Annotated in this window: 17 protein-coding genes; 5 read left to right on the top strand and 12 right to left on the bottom strand. The window is 70.2% G+C overall.

What is annotated here, in order from left to right; genetic code table 11:
• Nucleotides 1-156 precede the first annotated feature (156 nt).
• The 6 genes from ACFVRO_RS17210 to ACFVRO_RS17235 all read right to left on the bottom strand — a co-directional run bounded on the left by ACFVRO_RS17210 (nt 157) and on the right by ACFVRO_RS17235 (nt 4,575).
• Complete coding sequence (locus ACFVRO_RS17210; RefSeq protein ID WP_386954581.1) at nt 157-954, bottom strand: SseB family protein; 798 nt, start codon at nt 952-954, stop codon at nt 157-159.
• A complete protein-coding gene (gene priA, locus ACFVRO_RS17215; protein ID WP_105672398.1) occupies nt 938-1,684 on the bottom strand; it encodes a bifunctional 1-(5-phosphoribosyl)-5-((5-phosphoribosylamino)methylideneamino)imidazole-4-carboxamide isomerase/phosphoribosylanthranilate isomerase PriA in 747 nt (248 codons plus the stop codon). The genes ACFVRO_RS17210 and priA overlap by 17 nt, the downstream gene beginning before the upstream one ends.
• Nucleotides 1,685-1,784: 100 nt before the next feature.
• Nucleotides 1,785-2,420: an imidazole glycerol phosphate synthase subunit HisH gene (hisH, locus tag ACFVRO_RS17220; RefSeq protein WP_105672399.1), complete on the bottom strand. Its 636-nt coding sequence runs from the start codon at nt 2,418-2,420 to the stop codon at nt 1,785-1,787.
• Nucleotides 2,417-3,028, bottom strand: coding sequence for an imidazoleglycerol-phosphate dehydratase HisB (gene hisB, locus ACFVRO_RS17225; RefSeq protein ID WP_386954584.1), 612 nt, complete (start codon nt 3,026-3,028; stop codon nt 2,417-2,419). Before hisB ends, hisH begins: the two co-directional genes overlap by 4 nt.
• On the bottom strand, nt 3,025-4,119 hold the full coding sequence (locus tag ACFVRO_RS17230; RefSeq protein ID WP_181155786.1) for a histidinol-phosphate transaminase: 1,095 nt from the start codon (nt 4,117-4,119) through the stop codon (nt 3,025-3,027). The genes hisB and ACFVRO_RS17230 overlap by 4 nt, the downstream gene beginning before the upstream one ends.
• A gap of 93 nt (nt 4,120-4,212) precedes the next feature.
• Nucleotides 4,213-4,575 carry a LysM peptidoglycan-binding domain-containing protein gene (locus tag ACFVRO_RS17235; protein WP_386954587.1) on the bottom strand — a complete coding sequence of 121 codons (363 nt, stop codon included), beginning with the start codon at nt 4,573-4,575 and terminating at the stop codon, nt 4,213-4,215.
• Nucleotides 4,576-4,866: 291 nt separating this feature from the next.
• Between ACFVRO_RS17235 and lexA the strand changes: the two genes are divergently transcribed.
• Complete coding sequence (lexA, locus tag ACFVRO_RS17240) at nt 4,867-5,553, top strand: transcriptional repressor LexA (protein ID WP_105672403.1); 687 nt, start codon at nt 4,867-4,869, stop codon at nt 5,551-5,553.
• 73 nt (nt 5,554-5,626) lie between these two features.
• On the opposite strand, the gene metE is transcribed toward lexA, so the two are convergent.
• Nucleotides 5,627-7,939: a 5-methyltetrahydropteroyltriglutamate--homocysteine S-methyltransferase gene (metE, locus tag ACFVRO_RS17245; RefSeq protein WP_386954590.1), complete on the bottom strand. Its 2,313-nt coding sequence runs from the start codon at nt 7,937-7,939 to the stop codon at nt 5,627-5,629.
• A 29-nt stretch (nt 7,940-7,968) separates the two neighbouring features.
• A complete protein-coding gene (locus ACFVRO_RS17250) occupies nt 7,969-8,910 on the bottom strand; it encodes a methylenetetrahydrofolate reductase (RefSeq protein ID WP_386954592.1) in 942 nt (313 codons plus the stop codon).
• Nucleotides 8,911-9,104: 194 nt separating this feature from the next.
• Between ACFVRO_RS17250 and ACFVRO_RS17255 the strand changes: the two genes are divergently transcribed.
• A complete protein-coding gene (locus ACFVRO_RS17255) occupies nt 9,105-10,940 on the top strand; it encodes a prolyl oligopeptidase family serine peptidase (RefSeq protein WP_386954595.1) in 1,836 nt (611 codons plus the stop codon).
• Here the strand turns inward: ACFVRO_RS17255 and smpB are convergent, their stop codons facing one another.
• From smpB to ftsE, 3 genes are read right to left on the bottom strand one after another with little or no spacing between them, the layout of a single operon-like run.
• Complete coding sequence (gene smpB, locus ACFVRO_RS17260) at nt 10,941-11,417, bottom strand: SsrA-binding protein SmpB (RefSeq protein ID WP_060927199.1); 477 nt, start codon at nt 11,415-11,417, stop codon at nt 10,941-10,943. It lies immediately after the preceding gene.
• A 51-nt stretch (nt 11,418-11,468) separates the two neighbouring features.
• Nucleotides 11,469-12,386 carry a permease-like cell division protein FtsX gene (gene ftsX, locus ACFVRO_RS17265; RefSeq protein ID WP_386954597.1) on the bottom strand — a complete coding sequence of 306 codons (918 nt, stop codon included), beginning with the start codon at nt 12,384-12,386 and terminating at the stop codon, nt 11,469-11,471.
• Nucleotides 12,383-13,450, bottom strand: coding sequence for a cell division ATP-binding protein FtsE (gene ftsE, locus ACFVRO_RS17270; protein ID WP_386954599.1), 1,068 nt, complete (start codon nt 13,448-13,450; stop codon nt 12,383-12,385). The genes ftsX and ftsE overlap by 4 nt, the downstream gene beginning before the upstream one ends.
• A gap of 139 nt (nt 13,451-13,589) precedes the next feature.
• On the opposite strand from ftsE, the gene ACFVRO_RS17275 reads away from it, so the two are divergent.
• On the top strand, nt 13,590-15,119 hold the full coding sequence (locus ACFVRO_RS17275; protein WP_386954602.1) for a DUF2510 domain-containing protein: 1,530 nt from the start codon (nt 13,590-13,592) through the stop codon (nt 15,117-15,119).
• 19 nt (nt 15,120-15,138) lie between these two features.
• The gene (locus tag ACFVRO_RS17280; RefSeq protein ID WP_386954605.1) at nt 15,139-16,206 is read left to right on the top strand and encodes a DUF2510 domain-containing protein; all 1,068 of its coding nucleotides are present in this window, start codon (nt 15,139-15,141) and stop codon (nt 16,204-16,206) included.
• A 6-nt stretch (nt 16,207-16,212) separates the two neighbouring features.
• Here ACFVRO_RS17280 and prfB read toward each other — a convergent pair whose 3' ends face one another.
• Nucleotides 16,213-17,322: a peptide chain release factor 2 gene (gene prfB, locus ACFVRO_RS17285; protein ID WP_105672410.1), complete on the bottom strand. Its 1,110-nt coding sequence runs from the start codon at nt 17,320-17,322 to the stop codon at nt 16,213-16,215.
• Nucleotides 17,323-17,360: 38 nt separating this feature from the next.
• Here prfB and ACFVRO_RS17290 point away from each other — a divergent pair, with 38 nt between their 5' ends.
• On the top strand, nt 17,361-18,623 hold the full coding sequence (locus ACFVRO_RS17290) for an MFS transporter (protein ID WP_386954608.1): 1,263 nt from the start codon (nt 17,361-17,363) through the stop codon (nt 18,621-18,623).
• Nucleotides 18,624-18,639: the final 16 nt, after the last annotated feature.

Genomic DNA, 18,639 nt, shown 5'->3' on the forward strand with positions numbered 1-18,639 from the left:
ATTCGCGGGCCCCTCCCGATTCACCCGAACAGGGCAACCCTGCGCCCTCACGTCCTGTTGACGAACGGCTGGGGTAGAAGTCCGCAACCCGGACGTTGAGCGAGCACAGCGAGACGACACGCGGCGAGGACCGCGCGACCGAGGTGCCGCTCGTCGTCAGGCGGAGCGGCGGAGCTTGACGGTGAGCGAGTCGACGAGCACAGCGATGCGATCGTCGGCGGACCAGCGCTGGGCGAGACGCGCGAGAACCGCGTCAAGCACCTCGCGCTCGAGTCCGTCGACGAGCTCGAGGATCACGACGAGCTCGGGGCCGCGGAGCCTCGCGTCCGGGTCGCCTGCGGCGACGGCGACGTCGATCACCGCGAGCTCGTGCGCGACGCTCTCCTGGAGTGCGCCGAACACCTCCGGCGAGAGGAAGCTCGGCTCCCACGCGTGCCCCTGAGCGATCGCCCACACCGCGGGTCGGCGGATCACGAACTCCGTGTCGGACGTCGGGTCCAGCACGATCAGATCGGTGTCGTCGGCGGAGGCCGCCAGCGCGGCGCGCACGGCTTCGACCGGGATGGGCCGGGCCGTGGCATCCCACCGCTGCATCGCGTCGACCGAGGAGAACACCGGCTGCACGCGGCGGCCGTCGGGGGCCGCGACCGTGACGATCGACAGCTCCTGCGTCTTGTCGACGACCAGGCCCGTGGGACCTACGCCCTCATCACCCTTCTCGGCGACGAGGGGGATCAGCACGCGCGCGGAGCGGAAGGCGTCGACGACCTCCGTCTGCGCGCCATCGCCCGCACGGAACCTCTGCAGAGCCTCGAGCAGCGCGGGGTCGGCGGAGCCGTCGTCCGCGGCGTGCGGATTCGGCTCGAAGCTGCGCCCCTCCCACGGAACGCCCGCCGAGTCGCCGTGATTGTGCGACTCGGGCCCGCAGGAGTGCGCGTCAGTCTCCTGCGACATCCAGAGCCTCGGCCAGCGTGAACGCGCCTGCATACAGCGCCTTGCCGACGATGGCGCCCTCGACGCCCAGCGGCACGAGCTCGCGGAGAGCGGCGATGTCGTCGAGGTTCGCGATGCCGCCCGAGGCGACGACGGGCTTCGGGGTGCGCGAGGTCATCTCGCGCAGGAGCTCGAGGTTCGGTCCGCGGAGCGTGCCGTCCTTGGTCACGTCGGTCACGACGTAGCGGCTGCAGCCGGCGTCTTCGAGGCGATCCAGGACCTCCCAGAGATCGCCGCCGTCCTTCGTCCAGCCGCGGGCCGCGAGGGTCGTGCCGCGCACGTCGAGGCCGACCGCGATCGCCTCGCCGAACCGGCCGATGACGTCTGCCGCCCACTCGGGGTTCTCCAGCGCCGCAGTCCCGAGGTTGATGCGCGTGGCGCCGCTCTCGAGCGCCGCCTCCAGCGTCGCGTCGTCGCGGATGCCGCCGGAGAGCTCGATGTTGACGTTCTTGAACTGCTTGATCACCTTGCGCAGGATGGGGGCGTTGCTCCCTCGTCCGAAAGCGGCGTCGAGGTCGACGAGGTGGATCCACTTCGCGCCCTGCGCCACCCACTCCCCTGCGGCGTCGAGAGGATCGCCGTAGCTGGTCTCGCTGCCGGCCTCGCCCTGCGTGAGGCGGACGGCCTTGCCGCCCGCGACATCGACGGCCGGGAGCAGAGTGAGGGAGGGAGACTGCGCGAAGTCGTTCATGACGTCCTTGAGTGGTGGGAGTGCGCCGATGAGAGGCACGAGAACCGAGGTTACCCTCGCAATCGGCGCTCGTTCAAATGCGTGACGCCGATCGAGGAGGTCAGAGGCTGCCGACCCAGTTGCGCAGCAGCTGGATGCCCGCGTCTCCGGACTTCTCCGGGTGGAACTGGGTGGCCGAGAGCGGGCCGTTCTCGACGGCTGCGAGGAAGGGATCGCCGTAGGTCGTCCAGGTGAGCACGGGCTGCGGGAACGGAGGGATGACGTCGAGCTCCCAGGACTGCGCCGCGTACGAGTGCACGAAGTAGAACCGCTCCTGCTCGATGCCGCGGAACAGCACGCTGTCGGCGCCGGGCTCGACCGTGTTCCAGCCCATGTGTGGCAGGACCGGCGCGTTGAGCTCCGTCACCGCGCCCGGCCATTCGCCGAGGCCCTCGGTGTCGTGCCCGCGCTCGACGCCATGGGAGAACAGCACCTGCATGCCGACGCAGATGCCCAGCACCGGGCGTCCACCGGCGAGCCGACGATCGATGATCTCGTCACCACCGTGGGCGAACAGCGCGTCGCGGACCGCCTGGAAGGCGCCGACGCCAGGAACCACCAGGCCGTCGGCCTCCAGCGCCTGCGTCTTGTCGCGGGTGAGCACAGCATCCGCTCCCGCGGCGACGAGCGCTTTGACGGCGGAGTGGACGTTGCCGGACTCGTAGTCGAAGACCGCGACCGTGGGGGCGCTGCTCACAGCGCGCCCTTGGTGGACGGGACGCCGTCGACCAGCGGATCGAGAGCCTTCGCCTGGCGGAAGGCACGCGCGAAGGCCTTGTACTCCGCCTCGGCGATGTGGTGAGGATCGCGGCCGCCCAGCACGCGGACGTGCACGGTGAGTCCGGCGTTGAACGTGATCGCCTCGAACGAGTGCCGCACGAGGGCGCCCGTGAAGTGACCGCCGATGAGGTGGTACTCGAATCCTGTGGGCTCACCCTCGTGCACGAGGTACGGGCGACCGGAGATGTCGACGACCGCCTGCGCGAGCGCCTCGTCGAGAGGGACCAGCGCGTCGCCGTAGCGGGAGATGCCGGATTTGTCGCCCAGCGCCTCGCGGATCGCCTGCCCGAGCACGATCGAGACGTCCTCGACGGTGTGGTGCGCATCGATGTTCGTGTCGCCGGACGCCCGCACCGTGAGGTCGGTGAGGGAGTGCTTCGCGAACGCGGTCAGCATGTGGTCGAAGAACGGCACCGAGGTGTCGATGCGGCCCACACCCGTCCCGTCGAGGTTGAGCTCGAGCTCGACCGTGGACTCCGACGTGCTGCGCACGCGGCGGGCTGTGCGCGGGGCGGGGGTGCTCATGATGCCGATCCTATCGAGGCGAGGGCGTCGAGGAACGCCGTGGTCTCGGCCTCCGTACCCGCGGTGACGCGGAGGTGGCCGGGGATGCCGACGTCGCGGATCAGCACGCCCCTGTCGTACAGCTGCTGCCACGTGGCCTTCGGGTCAACCACCCCGCCGAAGAGGACGAAGTTCGACCAGGACTCGTGCGGCGTGTACCCGAGGGCTTCCAGGGTTGCCGAGATGCGATCGCGCTGCTCGACGATCTCGTCGACCATGCCGAGCATGACGTCGGCGTTGCGCAGCGCGGCGATCGCCGCCGCCTGGGTGAGGGCGCTCAGGTGATAGGGCAGGCGCACGAGGCGCAGCGCGTCGATGAACGCGGGATCGGCGGCCAGGTAGCCCACCCGCGCTCCCGCGAAGGCGAAGGCCTTGCTCATCGTGCGCGACACCGCCAGACGCGGACGCCCTTCGAGGAGAGAGAGGGCGGATGCCGCCTCCCGCGGTGCGAACTCCTGATACGCCTCGTCGACGATCACGATGCCTCTGGCCGCCTCGTAGACGGCCTCGACGACATCGAGCCCGAGGGGCGTGCCCGTCGGGTTGTTCGGGGAGCACAGCAGGATCACGTCGGGGTCGACAGCGCGCACCTGAGCAGCAGCGTCTTCCGCGGTGATCGTGTAGTCGGGCTCGCGGACGCCCGCCACCCAGCGCGCGCCGGTGCCCTGAGCGATCAGCGGGTACATGGAGTACGTGGGGGCGAAGCCGAACGCCGTGCGTCCAGGACCGCCGAACGCCTGGAGAATGTGCTGCAGCACCTCGTTCGAGCCGTTGCCCGCCCAGATCTGGTCGGCAGTGAGCCCGTGCCCGAGATACTCGGCGAAGCCCTCGCGCAGAGTCGTGAACTCTCGATCCGGGTAGCGGTTCATGTCGCGCAGCGCCACGGCGATGTCGTCGAGGATGTCGCTGGCGACGGCATCCGGAATGGGATGCGTGTTCTCGTTGACGTTGAGCGCGATGGGAAGCGGGGCCTGCGGAGCTCCGTAGGGAGTCAATCCGCGGAGGTCGTCGCGAAGCGGGAGATCAGCGAGTGATGCGGTCACCCTTCCCATGCTAGGACGCGCGAAGGCCGATGATGCACCGGGTGACGCCGCATTGCGCATCCACCGCTCTCCCGACGGGCTCGCAGGACGCGCGCTCCGAGATCACTCCGAGTACTGCGCGGGGATGGCGAGCTCGTCGCCGATCTGCAGTGCGCCGCCGGTGAGCATGTTGAGCCGGCTGATCTCGCCGATCACCTCGCGGGGGTCGGCGTCGGGAGCGACCGTGGTGGCGATCGACCAGAGGGTATCCCCCGGCATCACCGTGACGGTCTCGAAGGACGCCGCCGCGACGTGAGCGCCGGACGCCGCAGCGCTTCCGCCGCTGAGCGCGGCGAAGGCGATGCCCGCCGCGAGAGGGACCGAGGCGAGCCCGAGGAGCACGCGGCGACCGCGGACCGTCAGACGCAGGCGTGCGGCCGGACGTGCCGGAAGGACTGCTGCGGTTCCGAAGGTGATGGTGCTCATGTCGTGCTTCCTTTCTGGCCTCCGGCGGATCATCCCCGCCGGAGAAAGTTGGCGTAGCGTTCGCATCCAGGACTCGGCCGGGAGTCAGGAATGCGAAGCTACGTACCGAAGATATCTTCGAGTTCGAACATCTGTCAAGCGTTCTTCGAAACCTGATCCGAGAATCTGCCGACACGCTCGAACAGATCTTCCAGATCGGGCCGTTTCTCGGATACGGTTTCGATACGGATACCCCACCACGGACCTCCGACATTCGAACTGCGACGCCGGAATCGCGTACAAAGGAGCACGATGAGCGAGAACTCCGCCCCCGACACCGAGGCGCCGCGCACCCGTCGCCGCAAGAGCCTCAGCCCCAAGCAGATGGCGATCCTCGAGGTCATCCAGAACTCGATCAGCCGGCACGGCTATCCGCCGAGCATGCGCGAGATCGGCGACGCCGTCGGCCTCAAGTCGCTGTCCAGCGTCACGCATCAACTCGGACAGCTGGAGCTCAGCGGCTATCTGCGCCGCGACCCCGGCAAGACCAGGGCCATGGAGGTGCTCATCGACCTCCCCGGCGCGAGCGGCGAGAACCCCGCCGATGTCGCCACCCCGGTCGGAGACGCCGCTCTCGTGCCGCTGGTGGGCCGCATCGCCGCCGGCGTGCCGATCACCGCGGATCAGCAGGTCGAGGAGATCTTCCCGCTCCCCCGGCAGCTCGTCGGCAAGGGTGACCTGTTCATGCTCAAGGTGTCGGGCGAGTCCATGATCGACGCCGCGATCTGCGACGGCGACTGGGTCGTCGTCCGCTCGCAGCACAGCGCGGAGAACGGCGAGATCGTCGCGGCCATGCTCGACGGCGAGGCCACGGTCAAGGTGCTCCGCCGCCGCGACGGGCACACCTGGCTCCTCCCCCGCAACTCCGCCTTCGAGCCGATCCTGGGCGACGAAGCCGTGATCCTCGGCAAGATCGTCGCGGTGCTGCGCGCGGTCTGACGACCGCTGACGACAGCGAACCGCCCTTCCCGAGCTCCGGGAAGGGCGGTTCGCTTCTCTCTTCTGACGGGCGTCAGACCGCGACGACCACGTCCTCGCGCACCCGACGCGTGGCCTCGACGATGTTGCGCAGCGACGCCACGGTCTCGTCGTATCCGCGCGTCTTCAGACCGCAGTCGGGATTGACCCACAGCTGACGCGTCGGGATCTCGTCCACCGCGCGGCGCAGCAGCGACTCGACCTCCTCCGCCGAGGGGACGCGCGGCGAGTGGATGTCGTAGACACCGGGGCCGATGCCGTGATCGAAGCCGACCTCGGCGATGTCCGTCACGACCTCCATGCGACTGCGGGCCGCCTCGATCGAGGTCACGTCGGCGTCGAGGGCGCGGATCGCGTCGATCACGACGCCGAACTCCGAGTAGCAGAGGTGGGTGTGCACCTGGGTGCCCGCCGCCGCGCCACCCGTCGCGAGACGGAACGAGTCCACGGACCACTGCAGGTACGCGGGCTGATCCGCCTTCTTCAGAGGAAGCAGCTCGCGCAGCGCGGGCTCGTCGACCTGGATGATCGCGATGCCAGCGGCCTCGAGGTCGGCGATCTCGTCGCGCAGGGCGAGCGCCACCTGGTTCGCGGTCTCGCCGAGCGGCTGGTCGTCTCTGACGAAGGACCAGGCGAGGATCGTGACGGGGCCCGTCAGCATCCCCTTCATGTGCTTGGTCGTGAGCGACTGGGCGTACGTCGACCAGTCCACCGTGATGGGAGCGGGACGGGAGACGTCGCCCCACAGGAGGGACGGGCGGGTCGCGCGGGAGCCGTACGACTGCACCCAGCCGTTCTCGGTGACGTCGAAGCCGTCGAGGTTCTCGGCGAAGTACTGCACCATGTCGTTGCGCTCCGGCTCACCGTGCACGAGCACGTCGAGGCCCAGGTCCTCCTGCAGCGAGACGACGCTGGCGACCTCGCGACGCAGGAACTCCTCGTAGTCCTCGGCGGGGATCTCGCCCCTGGTGAACCGCGCCCGGGCACGGCGGATGTCGCCGGTCTGCGGGAACGACCCGATCGTCGTGAGCGGCAGCGCCGGAAGGCCGAGGGCCTCCTGCGCGGACTCCCGCTCCTCGTAGGACACGCGCGAGAAGTCCGCCTCGGTGAGCGCACGGGCACGAATGGCACCGTCGCGGACGCCCGGAGCCGAGAGACGGTCCTGCAGGGCAGCGGATGCCGCGTCGAGATCGGCGGCGACCGCCGCACGCCCCTCGGCGAGGCCCCGGGCCAGGGCCACGACCTGCTCGACCTTCTGGTCGGCGAAGGCGAGCCACGAGACCAGACGCGCATCGAGCTTCGTCTCGTCGGACACATCGTGCGGCACGTGCAGCAGAGAGGTCGACGTGGAGGCCGAGACGCCGGCGGCGCCGAGCGCGCGCAGCGCCTCGAGCGTGTCGAAGGCCGAGGCGAGGTCGCCGCGCCAGATGTTGTGACCGTCGACGACGCCGCCCACGAGGGTCTTCCCCTCCAGGCCGGCTGCGGCCGCGGGGACGCCTCCGCGCACGAGGTCGACGGCGATCGCCTCGATCGGGGCTGCGGCCAGCACGGGGAACACCTCACCGAGGTCGGCGTACGGCGCGGCGACCAGGATCGACGGGCGCGCCGCCGCTCCGCCCAGCACCGCGAGGGCGCGGCCGGCGGCATCCGCCAGCGCAGCGATCGACGCAGGGAGCGACTCGCTGACCAGTGCGGGCTCGTCGAGCTGCACCCACTCCGCACCGGCGTCCTTCAGCCGCGCGAGCAGCTCGACGTAGATGGGGAGCAGGTCGTCGAGTCGCGACAGCGGATCGAACCCCTCGGGGGCGTCGTCCGATGCCTTCGCCAGAGCGAGGAGGGTCACCGGGCCGACGATGACCGGGCGGGTCGTGAATCCGGCGGCCGCGCCCTCTGCGAACTCGCGGACGACACGGTCGCTGGACAGCGAGAACGCCGTCTCGGGGCCGATCTCCGGCACCAGGTAGTGGTAGTTCGAGTCGAACCACTTGGTCATCTCGAGCGGGGCGCGCTCCCCCTCGCCGCGGGCGACCGTGAAGTACGCCGGAAGGCCGATGGTGCCGTCCTCCGACCGGAGGTCCTCGAACCGCGCGGGGATCGCGCCGACCGTCACCGCGGCGTCGAGCACCTGGTCGTAGTACGAGAACGACTCGGGGATGGCGGAGTCGGTGCGGCCGAGGCCGAGCGCGGCGAGACGTTCGCGCGTGGCTGCGCGCAGCTCCGCGGAGGTGGCCTCCAGCTCGGCGAGGTCGGTGCGGCCGGCCCAGAACGCCTCGACGGCCTTCTTCAGCTCGCGACGGCGACCGATACGGGGGTAGCCGAGGATGGTGCCCTCGGGGAATGCGGACATGGGTGTTCCTTTCAGCGGGGGTTCTGGGGTCAGCGGAGTCGGGACACCGGCAGGACGCCGGCCTCCTCGAGGACGGTGAGCACGGTGTCGTGCTGGTTGAACGCGTAGAGGTGCACGCCGGGTGCGCCGCCGTCGACGACCTCCCTGGCGAGGCGCGCGGCCCACTCGACGCCGATCTCGTGCCGGCCCTCGCGGGTCGGCTCCACGTCGAGGGCGATGGCGAGCTCGCTGGGCAGCGTCTCGCCGGTGAGCTCGAGCACGCGAGCGAGCCGGACCGGCGAGACGATCGGCATGATGCCGGGGAGGATCGGGATCGTGACGCCGGCGGCGCGCGCCCTCTCGACGAACGTGAGGTAGTCGTCGGCGTGGAAGAACAGCTGCGTGATCGCGGAGGTCGCACCGGCGGCCTGCTTCGCGAGCAGCGCGTCGACGTCCTGCCAGCGGTGGACGGAGCGCGGGTGCCCGTTGGGGAAGGCGGCGACTGCGATGCTCGCCTTGCGGCGCGCGCTCACGCGTGCGGCGCCGGGGATGCCCGGCACCGGCGACTCCTCGTAGGGGGCACGTTCCGCCTGCACGCGGTCGATGAGCTGCACGAGCTGCGCCGCGCTCTCCAGATCGCCGAGGAACGGCTCGTCGTGCCCGACGGGCGGATCCCCGCGGAGGGCGAGGAAGCTGAGGATGCCGGCATCCAGGAACTCCCTGATGAGCGTCGCGGCGCCCGCGTAGGTGTTGCCCACGCAGGTGAGGTGCGCGAGGGGCTCGACATCGGTGTGCTCGCGGATGAAGCGGAGCACCTCCAGGGAGCGTCCCCCGGTCGAGCCGCCGGCGCCGTAGGTCACCGAGATGAAGTCGGGCCCTGCGGCCGCCAGCCGACGGACGGTCTCGTGCAGCGCCTCGTGGCTGGACGCCGAGCGCGGCGGATAGAGCTCGAAGGAGAACGGCACTCGAGGGTTCGGCGTCTCGGAAGACATCTTCTTCTCCTGGGGACAGGGCGGGCACGGGGCCGCGAGCGGCGCAGGACTGCGTCGATCTCGCGGGCGGGTGCCGGGCTCGGCTGTCGCTCCACGCACCGGGGCGAACCGGGCGTTTCCAGAAACCTATGGCACGCCGACGCCCGCCCGCATCCTGTGTGACGTCGTGTGTCGCACGCCAATAGGCTCGAGGCATGTCGATGCCGTTCGGGTCCTGGCCGTCTCCCTTCTCCGCCGCCTCGGTCGCTGCGTCCTCGCCCCGCATCGACGGCGCCCGCTTCGTCGGCGACGCGATCTGGTGGGGCGAGTCGGTGCCCTCCGACGGCGGGCGCGTGACCGTGCGCAGCTCGGAAGGGCGCGAGGTGCTTCCGGCGCCGTGGAGCGCGCGCTCCCGCGTGCACGAGTACGGCGGCGGCGCCTGGACGGCGAGCCCCGCCGGTTCGCTCTTCTTCGTGAACGCCTCCGATCAGCGCGTGTATCGGCGCGACGACGGCGCAGAGCCGCGCCCGCTCACCCCCGCCGGTCCTGCCCACGGAGGGCTGCGGCTGCAGGGCGGGCGACTGTTCGCCGTACGAGAGGACCTCACCGCCACCCCGCATCTGCGCGCGATCGTGGATATCCCGATCGACGGCTCGGCCGCAGACGACGTCGAACGGCTCCGCACGGTCGTCGAGGGCACCGGCTTCTACGCCCATCCCGCGCTCTCCCCCGCCGGCGACCGGATCGCCTGGGTGCAGTGGAGCGGCGATCGGATGCCGTGGGACAGCGCCCGGCTGCACGTCCGCGGTGCGGACGGAGCCGAGCTGGTCCTGCCCACGCGCGCCGCCCTCCAACCGGAGTGGGCAGGTGAGGATGAGCTCGTGTTCACCGACGATCCCTCAGGTCGCTGGGACCTGCACAGGGTCGCGCTCGACGGCTCGACCCCCGAGCCGATCGCGCCGGCCGATGCCGACACGGGGTACGGACTGTGGGTGCTGGGCAACCGCTGGTACGGGCTCCTCGACGACGGCCGGATCGTCGCCGTCCGGACGAACGGACGCGACGAGGTCGTGCTGATCGACCGTGACGGGTCGGCCAGCGCTCTCACCGTGCCCTGCGACGGTCACGTGAGCGTCGACGACGTGTCGGGGTCAAGGGTGCTGCTGAGCGGCAACGGGTCAGCCGTCGCTCCGGGAGTCTGGTGCGTCGACCTCGACACGGGCGCCGTGTCGACCGTCGCCGGAGGCGCTCCTGCGGACGCCGCGTGGATGCCGCCGGCGCGTGCGCTGGTGGTCGACGGGATGCACGGACCGGTGCACGCCTTCGCCTACGCTCCCGCCAACCCCGACGTCTCGACGCCGGAGGGCGGGCGTCCGCCCTATCTCGTGCTCGTTCACGGCGGACCGACCGCCCACGTCACCGGCGCGGCGTCCGCGGCCATCGCCTTCTACACGAGCCGCGGCATCGGGGTGCTCGACGTGAACTACGGCGGATCGACCGGATACGGCCGCGCCTATCGGGAGAGGCTGCACGGCCAGTGGGGCGTGGTCGACGTCGACGACGTGATCGCCGCCGCACGCGGTCTCGCCGACGCCGGGCTCGCCGACCCCGCGCGCATCGCCATCCGCGGCGGGTCGGCCGGAGGCTGGACCGTGCTCTCCGCCCTCGTGCGCGGAGGAGCGTTCGCCGCGGGGGTCAGCCGCTACGGCGTGACCGACCTGCGCGGGCTCGTCGAGCACTCCCACGACTTCGAGGCGTCGTACATCGAGGGTCTCGTGGGGCCGCTCCCGGCATCCGACGCCCTCTACGTCGAGCGTTCGCCGCTCACCCACGCGGATCGGATCGACGTCCCCGTGCTGCTGCTGCAGGGCGAGGATGACCGTGTCGTGCCGCCCGCGCAGTCCGAGGCCATCCGCGACGCCCTGGCCGCGCACGGCGTCGACCACGAGTACGTGCTGTATCCCGGTGAGGGGCACGGCTTCCGCAGCGCCGAGACGATCGTCGACGCTCTGGAGCGCGAGATCGCCTTCCTGCGGCGCGTGTTCGGCTGACTACTCCCCGACGCGGTTGCGCAGCCGCATGGCGCGCTCCGCCTCGCGGGTGTCCTGCCGCTCACGCAGCGTCTGCCGCTTGTCGAACTCGCGCTTGCCCTTCGCGAGCGCGATCTCGACCTTGGCGCGGCCGTCGGAGAAGTAGAGCTTCAGCGGGATGAGCGTGTACCCGCCCGCCGACACGGCGTGCTGGAGCTTGGCGATCTCCTCACGGTGCAGCAGCAGCTTGCGGACCCGCTTGGCCGAGTGGTTCGTCCAGTGCCCCTGGGAGTACTCCGGGATGTGCACGGAGTCGAGGAAGACCTCGTTGCCCTTGACGAACGCGTAGCCGTCGCTGAGGTTCGCGCGTCCCTGACGCAGTGACTTGACCTCGGTGCCGGTGAGCACCATCCCCGCCTCGTACGACTTCTCGATGTTGTAGTCGTGACGTGCGCGACGATTGGTCGCGATGACCTTCTCCCCGCGTTCCCTGGGCATGATGCTCTCCTGATTCCGTGCCGTGCGCGCGCACGACAGCCTGTCAGCTTATCAGGTGCGCAGCCACCGGCGGATCGCGAAGCCGGCCGACAGCGCCGCGAGGAGCACGCCGATGCCGATGAGCACGGGCACCACATATGCGGCATCCTGCATGCTCACCCAGGTCGTGATGAACGGCACCCTGCCGCGCAGATATCCTTCGACCCCGAAGTGCACCCCTGCGACGACCGCCGCGCTGGCGAGCACGGAGCCGAGGAACGCCGCGAACACTCCCTCGAGCACGAACGGCGTCTGGATGAAGCGGTTCGACGCTCCGACGAGCCTCATGATGCCGATCTCCTTGCGCCGCGCATACGCCGACAGCCGGATGGTCGTGCCGATCAGGAGGATCGCGGCGATCAGCATCAGCGCGGCGATGCCGACCGCGATGTACGTCGCCACGGTGAGCGCCGAGAACAGCGGTTCGAGGTACTGCAGCTGGTCCTTCACCTGCTCGACGCCGACCTTGCCGCTGAACGCCTCGACGAGGACCTGCGACTGGGTCGGGTCCTTGAGCGTGACGTAGAAGCTCTCCGACATCTGATCGGCGGTGAACAGGCTGGCCTTGTCCTCGCCGAGCTGCGCGACGATGTTCGCGTAGGCCTCGTCCTTGTTCTCGAACCGGACGTTCGAGATGAGTCGTGCGAGAGCGTCGCCTTCCAGGGTCGCCTTGACCGCGGCGACCTGATCCTCGTCGGCCGCGCCGCCGACGCAGGCTTTCGTGGGCTCGGACAGCGGCGAGCACATCGAGACCACCACCTGCGCGCGGTCGGTCCAGTAGCCGCGCATGGTGCCGATCTGAGCCTGCATGAGGATCGCCGCCCCGACGAACGTCAAGGACACGAATGTCACCAGCACGACGGAGATCACCATCGAGATGTTGCGTCGAAGGCCGCCGAGGGCCTCCGTGAGGATGAGTCCGATTCTCATGAGGTCGGCCCCACTTCGTCGTCGCCGTCGTCGGAGAGGCCCAATCTGTCGGCGACGCCGAGTTCGGCGACGTCGACCTGTGGGAGGACGATGGGGTGCGTGCGGGGGCCCACCGCGGCGGACGCCTCTGCGGGCTTCTCCTCCTGCGGTGCCTGCTGCGGCTCGATGGGTGCCGCCTGCGCTTCGGGGATCTCGGATGCCGCGGGCACGGCGTCGGTGGTCGAGGCTTCCGCCTTGCGCTGAGCGCTCAGCTCCTCTGCCAGCGCCGCACGGACGACCGAGAGGTCGGCGGTCTGCCGCTGGACCTCCTGGACGGCGGTGAGGGCTGCGGCCGCCGCGGCTCCTCGCACCTCCTCGGGGACGAGACGCGGGATGTTCGAGGTGTCGCCGTAGCCGCCGTGGACCTCGTCGCGCACCATCTCGCCGTCGCGGAGCTCGATCACGCGACGCTGCATCGCGTCGACGAACGCGGCCTCGTGCGTCGCCATGAGCACCGTCGTGCCACCGGCGTTGATCCGGGCGAGCAGCTGCATGATGTCGACGGAGGTCGCGGGGTCGAGGTTTCCGGTGGGCTCGTCGGCGAGCAGCACCTGAGGGCGGTTCACGAGAGCGCGGGCGATGGCCACACGTTGCTGCTCGCCGCCGGAGAGCTCATGGGGCATGCGCTTCTGCTTGCCGTCGAGGCCCACGAGCGCCAGCGCCTCCGGCACCGCCTGCTGGATGAAGCCGCGCGAGGATCCGGTCACCTGGAGCGTGAACGCGACGTTCTGGAAGACGGTCTTCGACGGGAGCAGGCGGAAGTCCTGGAACACCGAGCCGATGTGGCGGCGGAAGTACGGGACCTTGCGGTTCGCGAGGGATCGGAGGTCACGGCCGAGCACGGCGACACGGCCCGACGTCGGCACATCCTCTCGGAGGATGAGTCGCAAGCACGACGACTTGCCGGACCCCGACGCCCCCACGAGGAAGACGAACTCTCCTCGCTGGACCTCGAAGTCGACACCGGACAGAGCGGGCCTGGTGGTCCCGCGATAGCGTTTCGTGACGTTCTCGAACCGAATCATGGCGGTACGAGCCTAAGCGCCTGCTCCCGTCTGCCGTCGAGCGACACCCCGCAGCCATGAGCGTGTCACCGCTCACTGCTATACATGAAGGTGCTGATCCACGCCGCCCGCGTGGGCTCCGAGGTCCGAGGGGGACACGATGACCACACCCGCAGGCTGGTACGACGACGGCTCCGGACGCCAGCGGTGGTGGGACGGCGAGCAGTGGACGGAGCACTTCGCTCCGCTCGTCGAGCCCGAGGCGCCCGCGACGGATGCCGCCCCCGTGGCCGAGAGCACCCCGGACACGCAGCTCTCTTCGGAGACGCCCGTCGAGCAGACGCCGCAGACGGATGCCGCGGTCGAGGCCCCCGCAGCGGTCGACGCCGCCCCGACCGAGGCCGCCCCCGCTGCCGACTTCGCGGAGACCAGCACCGCGGCCGATGCGCCGTCGGACATCGAGGGCACCGTCATCGCATCCGAGGCCGTCGAATCCCCCGAGGCGCCGATCGCCGCCCCCGAGGATTCGGCCATCGCTCCCGAGGCTGCGGCCCCTGCCGAGACGACGACTCCTGCCGATACCGTGACGCCCGCTGAGACCGGGGTTGCAGCCGCGCAGGACTGGTCCGCCCCTGCGGCGGGCGCACCCGCGGCGGCCACGCCCCAGGACGAGCAGCCGACGACCCCCTTCATCGCACCGGGCGCGACGGCGCCGACGGCTCCGCTTCCGCCCTATGCCGCGGGAGCCCCGGTGCAGGGATACTCCGCCCCCGGCGCATACCCCGGCTCGGCGCCCGCGCAGCCCTACCCCGGCACGGCCCCGACCTACCCCGGCGCTGCGCCGACGTACCCGGGAGCGGCTCCCGGCTACCCCGGAGCGGCTCCCAGCTACCCCGGCGCCTACCAGGCCCCCTACGCGGCCGCCCCCACAGGCCCCGTGCCGCTCTCCATCCTGGGCCTCGTCGGCCTCGGCATCGCCGGGCTCGGCACGATCCTCTCCTGCATCCCGTTCACGGCCATCTTCGGCTGGTTCCTCCTCTTCGCCGGATTCGTCGTGTCTCTGATCTCGGTGTTCCTCAAGGGACGCAAGTGGCCGGGAATCGCGGGAATCATCGTCTCGGTTCTGGGCACGATCCTCGCCGTCGTGATGGCCATCGTGTTCGCCGTCTCGGCCGTCGGCTCCGCGATCAGAGACCTGCCGACCGATCTCCCGTCGAGCAGCACGGACTCGGGAACGGACTCCGGCACGGACTCCGGAACCGACAGCAGCGACAGCGGCTCCGCCTCCGGAACGGTCGTCGAGGGCGCGATGGGCGAGACGGTGACCGTCCCGCACTCGACAGGGACCGGCGACATCGTCATCGGCTCGGCGACCTGGAGCACGTCCGACGGCAGCGGCATCGACGCCACCAACGGCGGATTCCTCACGATCGATGTGACGTGGACGGGCGTCGACGGCACCACGTACGTCGGCCCGTTCTACTTCACGGTCGAGACCGCCGACGGCACCGAGGGCACCTACGACTTCTTCGCCGACAGCCAGTTCGAGAACGCAGAGCTGGCGGCCGGGGAGACGGCGCATGGCACGGCGACGTTCGACATCGCGCAGAGCGACTCCTACACGGTCGTCGTGCTCGACGGCATCCTGCAGCCCGTGGCGCGCATCACCGTGACGCCGTCGGCCGGCTGATCCCGACGGAGGACGACAGATGACGATTCCGGCGGGCTGGTACGACGACGGGTCAGGACGTCAGCGGTGGTGGGACGGCCTGCAGTGGACCGAACACCTCGTGGAGGCGCCCACGCCGGCCCCCGGGCCGGCAGACTCCACGGCTTCCGCGCACCCCGTTGATGCCGCTCAGAGTGCAGACGCTGCCGCCGCCGCGGCTGTGGCGTCCACGCCCAGCGTCGACGCGACAGCGCCGAACAGCGACGCGGCTCCGTTCACCCCTCCCTTCGAGCTGCCCGGTCCCGGGGCGTCGGCCGCTCAGTTCGCCGCACAGCCGACCGTGTACCCCGGATACGCCGGATCCGCTCCCCCGTACGCGACCGCACCCGCGACCGCGCCAGCGAAGAAGGGACTGTCCGTCCTGGGGCTGGTGGGCCTCATCGTCGCCGTCGTCGGCATCGTCGTCTCGTGCATCCCCCCGATCGCCGTCGGCGGCTGGGTGATGCTCGGCCTCGGCTTCGTGATGTCTATCGTCTCGCTGTTCCTCCGCGGAGCCAAGTGGCCGGGCTTCCTCGGCCTGGGCGCCAGCGGTCTCGGCGCGATCCTCGCGGTGGCCGTGGCCCTCATCTCGTTCACGGGATCGGCCGACCCCTCCGGTCCTGTCGCCGAGGAGAGCACGACCCCCTCCGATGCGCCGAGCGCTGAACCGACCCCGGTCGATCCCGCCGACGTCGACGGCGCGGTCATGAAGGGTCTGATCGAACTGACGGTGGGAGACTGCATCCCCCTCATCGATTACGGGGATAAGGGGGTGTACGAGGTGCCGGTCGTCCCGTGCGATCAGCCGCACACCGACGAGGTCTACTTCGTGTTCGACGTCGAAGGGCCCGAATTCCCCGGCGACAAGGCGGTCGACGTCGAGGCCCAGACCCGGTGCAGAGCCGAGTTCGAGACCTTCGTCGGCATCCCGTATGCGGACTCCGTGTTGGATTTCTACTACTACGTGCCGACGAAGCGCAGCTGGACGCTCGATGACGACCACGCGATCCAGTGCATCGTCTACAGCGAGGAGGACGTCACCGGCACTCTCGCCGGCGCCGCCCAGTGAGCGGGATCAGTCTTCTTCTTTGCGCTTCCGCCAGCGGATGCCGGCGGAGATGAAGCCATCGAGATCGCCGTCGAACACGGCGGCGGGGTTGCCGGACTCGTGCCCGGTGCGCAGGTCCTTGACGAGCTGCTGGCCGTAGAGGAAGTAGGAGCGCATCTGGTCGCCCCAGCTCGCCGTGATGTTGCCGGCGAGCTCCTTCTTCTTCGCTGCTTCCTGCTCCTTCTGCAGGAGCAGGAGGCGGGTCTGCAGCACGCGCATGGCCGCGGCGCGGTTCTGGATCTGCGACTTCTCGTTCTGCATCGACACGACGATGCCGGTCGGGAGGTGCGTGAGGCGCACGGCGGAGTCGGTGGTGTTGACCGACTGCCCTCCGGGGCCCGACGAGCGGAACACATCGACGCGGATGTCGCCCTCGGGGATGTCGACCTCGGTCGCCTCCTCCATGAGCGGGATGACCTCGACGGCGGCGAAGGACGTCTGACGCTTGTCGGCGGAGCCGAACGGGCTGATGCGCGCGAGCCTGTGGGTGCCGGCCTCGACCGACAGCGTGCCGAAGGCGTAGGGGGCTTCGATCTCGAACGTGGCCGACTTGATGCCAGCGCCCTCCGCGTAGGAGGTGTCCATGACCTTGACCGGGTATTTGTGCTGCTCGGCCCAGCGCAGGTACATGCGCATGAGCATCTCGGCGAAGTCGGTGGCGTCGTCGCCGCCCGCGCCGGAGCGGATCGTGATGATGGCGCTGCGCTCGTCGTACTCGCCGTCCATGAGCGTCTGCACCTCGAGCTGATTGATCAGCTCGGTGAGCGCGGCGAGCTCGGCGCGCGCCTCGGCGGCGGAGTCCTCGTCGTCCATCTCGTTGGCGAGGCCGACGAGCACCTCGAGGTCGTCGAGGCGGTTGCCGATGCCCTCGACCCTGGCGAGAGCCGACTGGCGGTGGCTGAGCGCGCTGGTCACCTTCTGGGCCCGCTCGGTGTCGTCCCAGAGGTCGGGGGCACCGGCCTCTTCGCTGAGGCGGGCGATGTCTGTGCGGAGCGCTTCGACATCGACGACCTCGCGGATGTCACCGTAGGTGACTCGCAGGGCCTGGATGTCGGCGGAGAGATCGAGTTCGAGCATGGCTCACCCAGCCTAGCCTGCCGAGTAGAGTCGCAGTGATGAGCAGCGCATCCGTGGTCCTGAGGCAGTTCGGGCCCATGGTGTACCTGCCGACGCTGCTGTTCTCGCTGGGCGAGGGCGCGGTGATCCCGCTGATCCCCGTGGTCGCGGCGTCGATGGGCGCCGATATCGCCCTCGCCGCGCTCATATCCTCCGCCCTGGTGGTCGGTCAGCTCTGCGGCAATCTGCCCGCAGGATGGGCCGTCGCCCGCATCGGCGAGCGGATGACGATGGTGACCGGCGGCGTCGTGGCGATCGCGGCGGGCGTGCTGATGCTGTTCGCTCCGACGCCCGCTGTGCTCGCGGCATCCGTCTTCCTGCTGGGCTTCTGCGCTGCGGCGTTCGGGCTGGCGCGGCACGCCTTCATGACGACGCGCGTGCCCGTGGACTTCCGCGCCAGGGCGCTGTCGCTCCTGGGTGGCAGTTTCCGCCTCGGGATCTTCATCGGTCCGTTCGTCGCCGCGGGGCTCCTGCAGCTGTTCGGCACGGAGGCCGCGGCGTTCTGGTTCTTCCTCGTCTGCCTCGTGGTGATGGTCGTGCTCGTCGTGTTCGGCCCCGACCCGGAGAAGACCGTCCCTGTGCCGCCCTCCTCTGTGTTGACCGAGGACTCGGGCGAGGTGGTGAGCGGTTCGATCCCGACGATCGAGCGCGCCGGGGTCTTCCGCACGATGTGGCAGCAGCGTGCCGTGCTCGGGCGTCTCGGACTGGCGGCCGCGTCGCTCTCGGCGGTGCGTTCGGCCCGCCAGGTGCTCCTGCCGCTGTGGGGCCTCTCCCTCGGTCTCGACGCCTCCACGATCGCCCTCGTGGTGGGTGTCTCCGGCGCGATCGACTTCGCCCTGTTCTACGCGAGCGGGCAGGTGATGGACCGGTTCGGCCGACTCTGGGCGGCGATGCCCGCCATGGTGCTCATGGGAGCGGGGTTCCTCGCCCTCTCGTTCACGCACGACCTGGACGCCTCCGTGCTGTGGTTCGGCATGTTCGCGGCCATGCTCGGCGTCGGCAACGGCCTGTCCAGCGGAATCCTGCTCACGCTCGGCGCCGATGTCGCTCCGAAGCGCGAACCGGCGGCCTTCCTCGGTTCCTGGCGGACGCTGACGGATGCCGGGGGCGCCGTCGCCCCGTTGATGATCTCCGGGGTCATCGCGGTCGCATCCCTGCCGGTCGCCGCAGCCGCCATCGGATTGGTCGGTCTGCTGGGCGCTGTGGGCTTCATCCGCTGGATCCCGATGTTCGTGCCGCGGACGGCGGCCGACGAGACCTGATCGATCCGGCACGACC

The sequence above is a fragment of the Microbacterium sp. NPDC057944 genome, from assembly GCF_042887445.1.
Taxonomy (GTDB): Bacteria; Actinomycetota; Actinomycetes; order Actinomycetales; family Microbacteriaceae; genus Microbacterium; species Microbacterium natoriense.

Bases quoted from the DNA above. Each gene is read 5' to 3' on its own strand.
- metE (WP_386954590.1), bottom strand. From the start codon at position 7,939: ATGTCCGCATTCCCCGAGGGCACCATCCTCGGCTACCCCCGTATCGGT.
- ACFVRO_RS17235 (WP_386954587.1), bottom strand. From the start codon at position 4,575: ATGAGCACCATCACCTTCGGAACCGCAGCAGTCCTTCCGGCACGTCCG.
- smpB (WP_060927199.1), bottom strand. From the start codon at position 11,417: ATGCCCAGGGAACGCGGGGAGAAGGTCATCGCGACCAATCGTCGCGCA.
- ACFVRO_RS17230 (WP_181155786.1), bottom strand. From the start codon at position 4,119: ATGGGAAGGGTGACCGCATCACTCGCTGATCTCCCGCTTCGCGACGAC.
- hisB (WP_386954584.1), bottom strand. From the start codon at position 3,028: ATGAGCACCCCCGCCCCGCGCACAGCCCGCCGCGTGCGCAGCACGTCG.
- ACFVRO_RS17250 (WP_386954592.1), bottom strand. From the start codon at position 8,910: ATGTCTTCCGAGACGCCGAACCCTCGAGTGCCGTTCTCCTTCGAGCTC.
- ACFVRO_RS17255 (WP_386954595.1), top strand. From the start codon at position 9,105: ATGTCGATGCCGTTCGGGTCCTGGCCGTCTCCCTTCTCCGCCGCCTCG.
- lexA (WP_105672403.1), top strand. From the start codon at position 4,867: ATGAGCGAGAACTCCGCCCCCGACACCGAGGCGCCGCGCACCCGTCGC.
- ACFVRO_RS17275 (WP_386954602.1), top strand. From the start codon at position 13,590: ATGACCACACCCGCAGGCTGGTACGACGACGGCTCCGGACGCCAGCGG.
- ACFVRO_RS17290 (WP_386954608.1), top strand. From the start codon at position 17,361: ATGAGCAGCGCATCCGTGGTCCTGAGGCAGTTCGGGCCCATGGTGTAC.
- priA (WP_105672398.1), bottom strand. From the start codon at position 1,684: ATGAACGACTTCGCGCAGTCTCCCTCCCTCACTCTGCTCCCGGCCGTC.
- prfB (WP_105672410.1), bottom strand. From the start codon at position 17,322: ATGCTCGAACTCGATCTCTCCGCCGACATCCAGGCCCTGCGAGTCACC.
- ftsX (WP_386954597.1), bottom strand. From the start codon at position 12,386: ATGAGAATCGGACTCATCCTCACGGAGGCCCTCGGCGGCCTTCGACGC.
- ACFVRO_RS17210 (WP_386954581.1), bottom strand. From the start codon at position 954: ATGTCGCAGGAGACTGACGCGCACTCCTGCGGGCCCGAGTCGCACAAT.
- ACFVRO_RS17280 (WP_386954605.1), top strand. From the start codon at position 15,139: ATGACGATTCCGGCGGGCTGGTACGACGACGGGTCAGGACGTCAGCGG.
- ftsE (WP_386954599.1), bottom strand. From the start codon at position 13,450: ATGATTCGGTTCGAGAACGTCACGAAACGCTATCGCGGGACCACCAGG.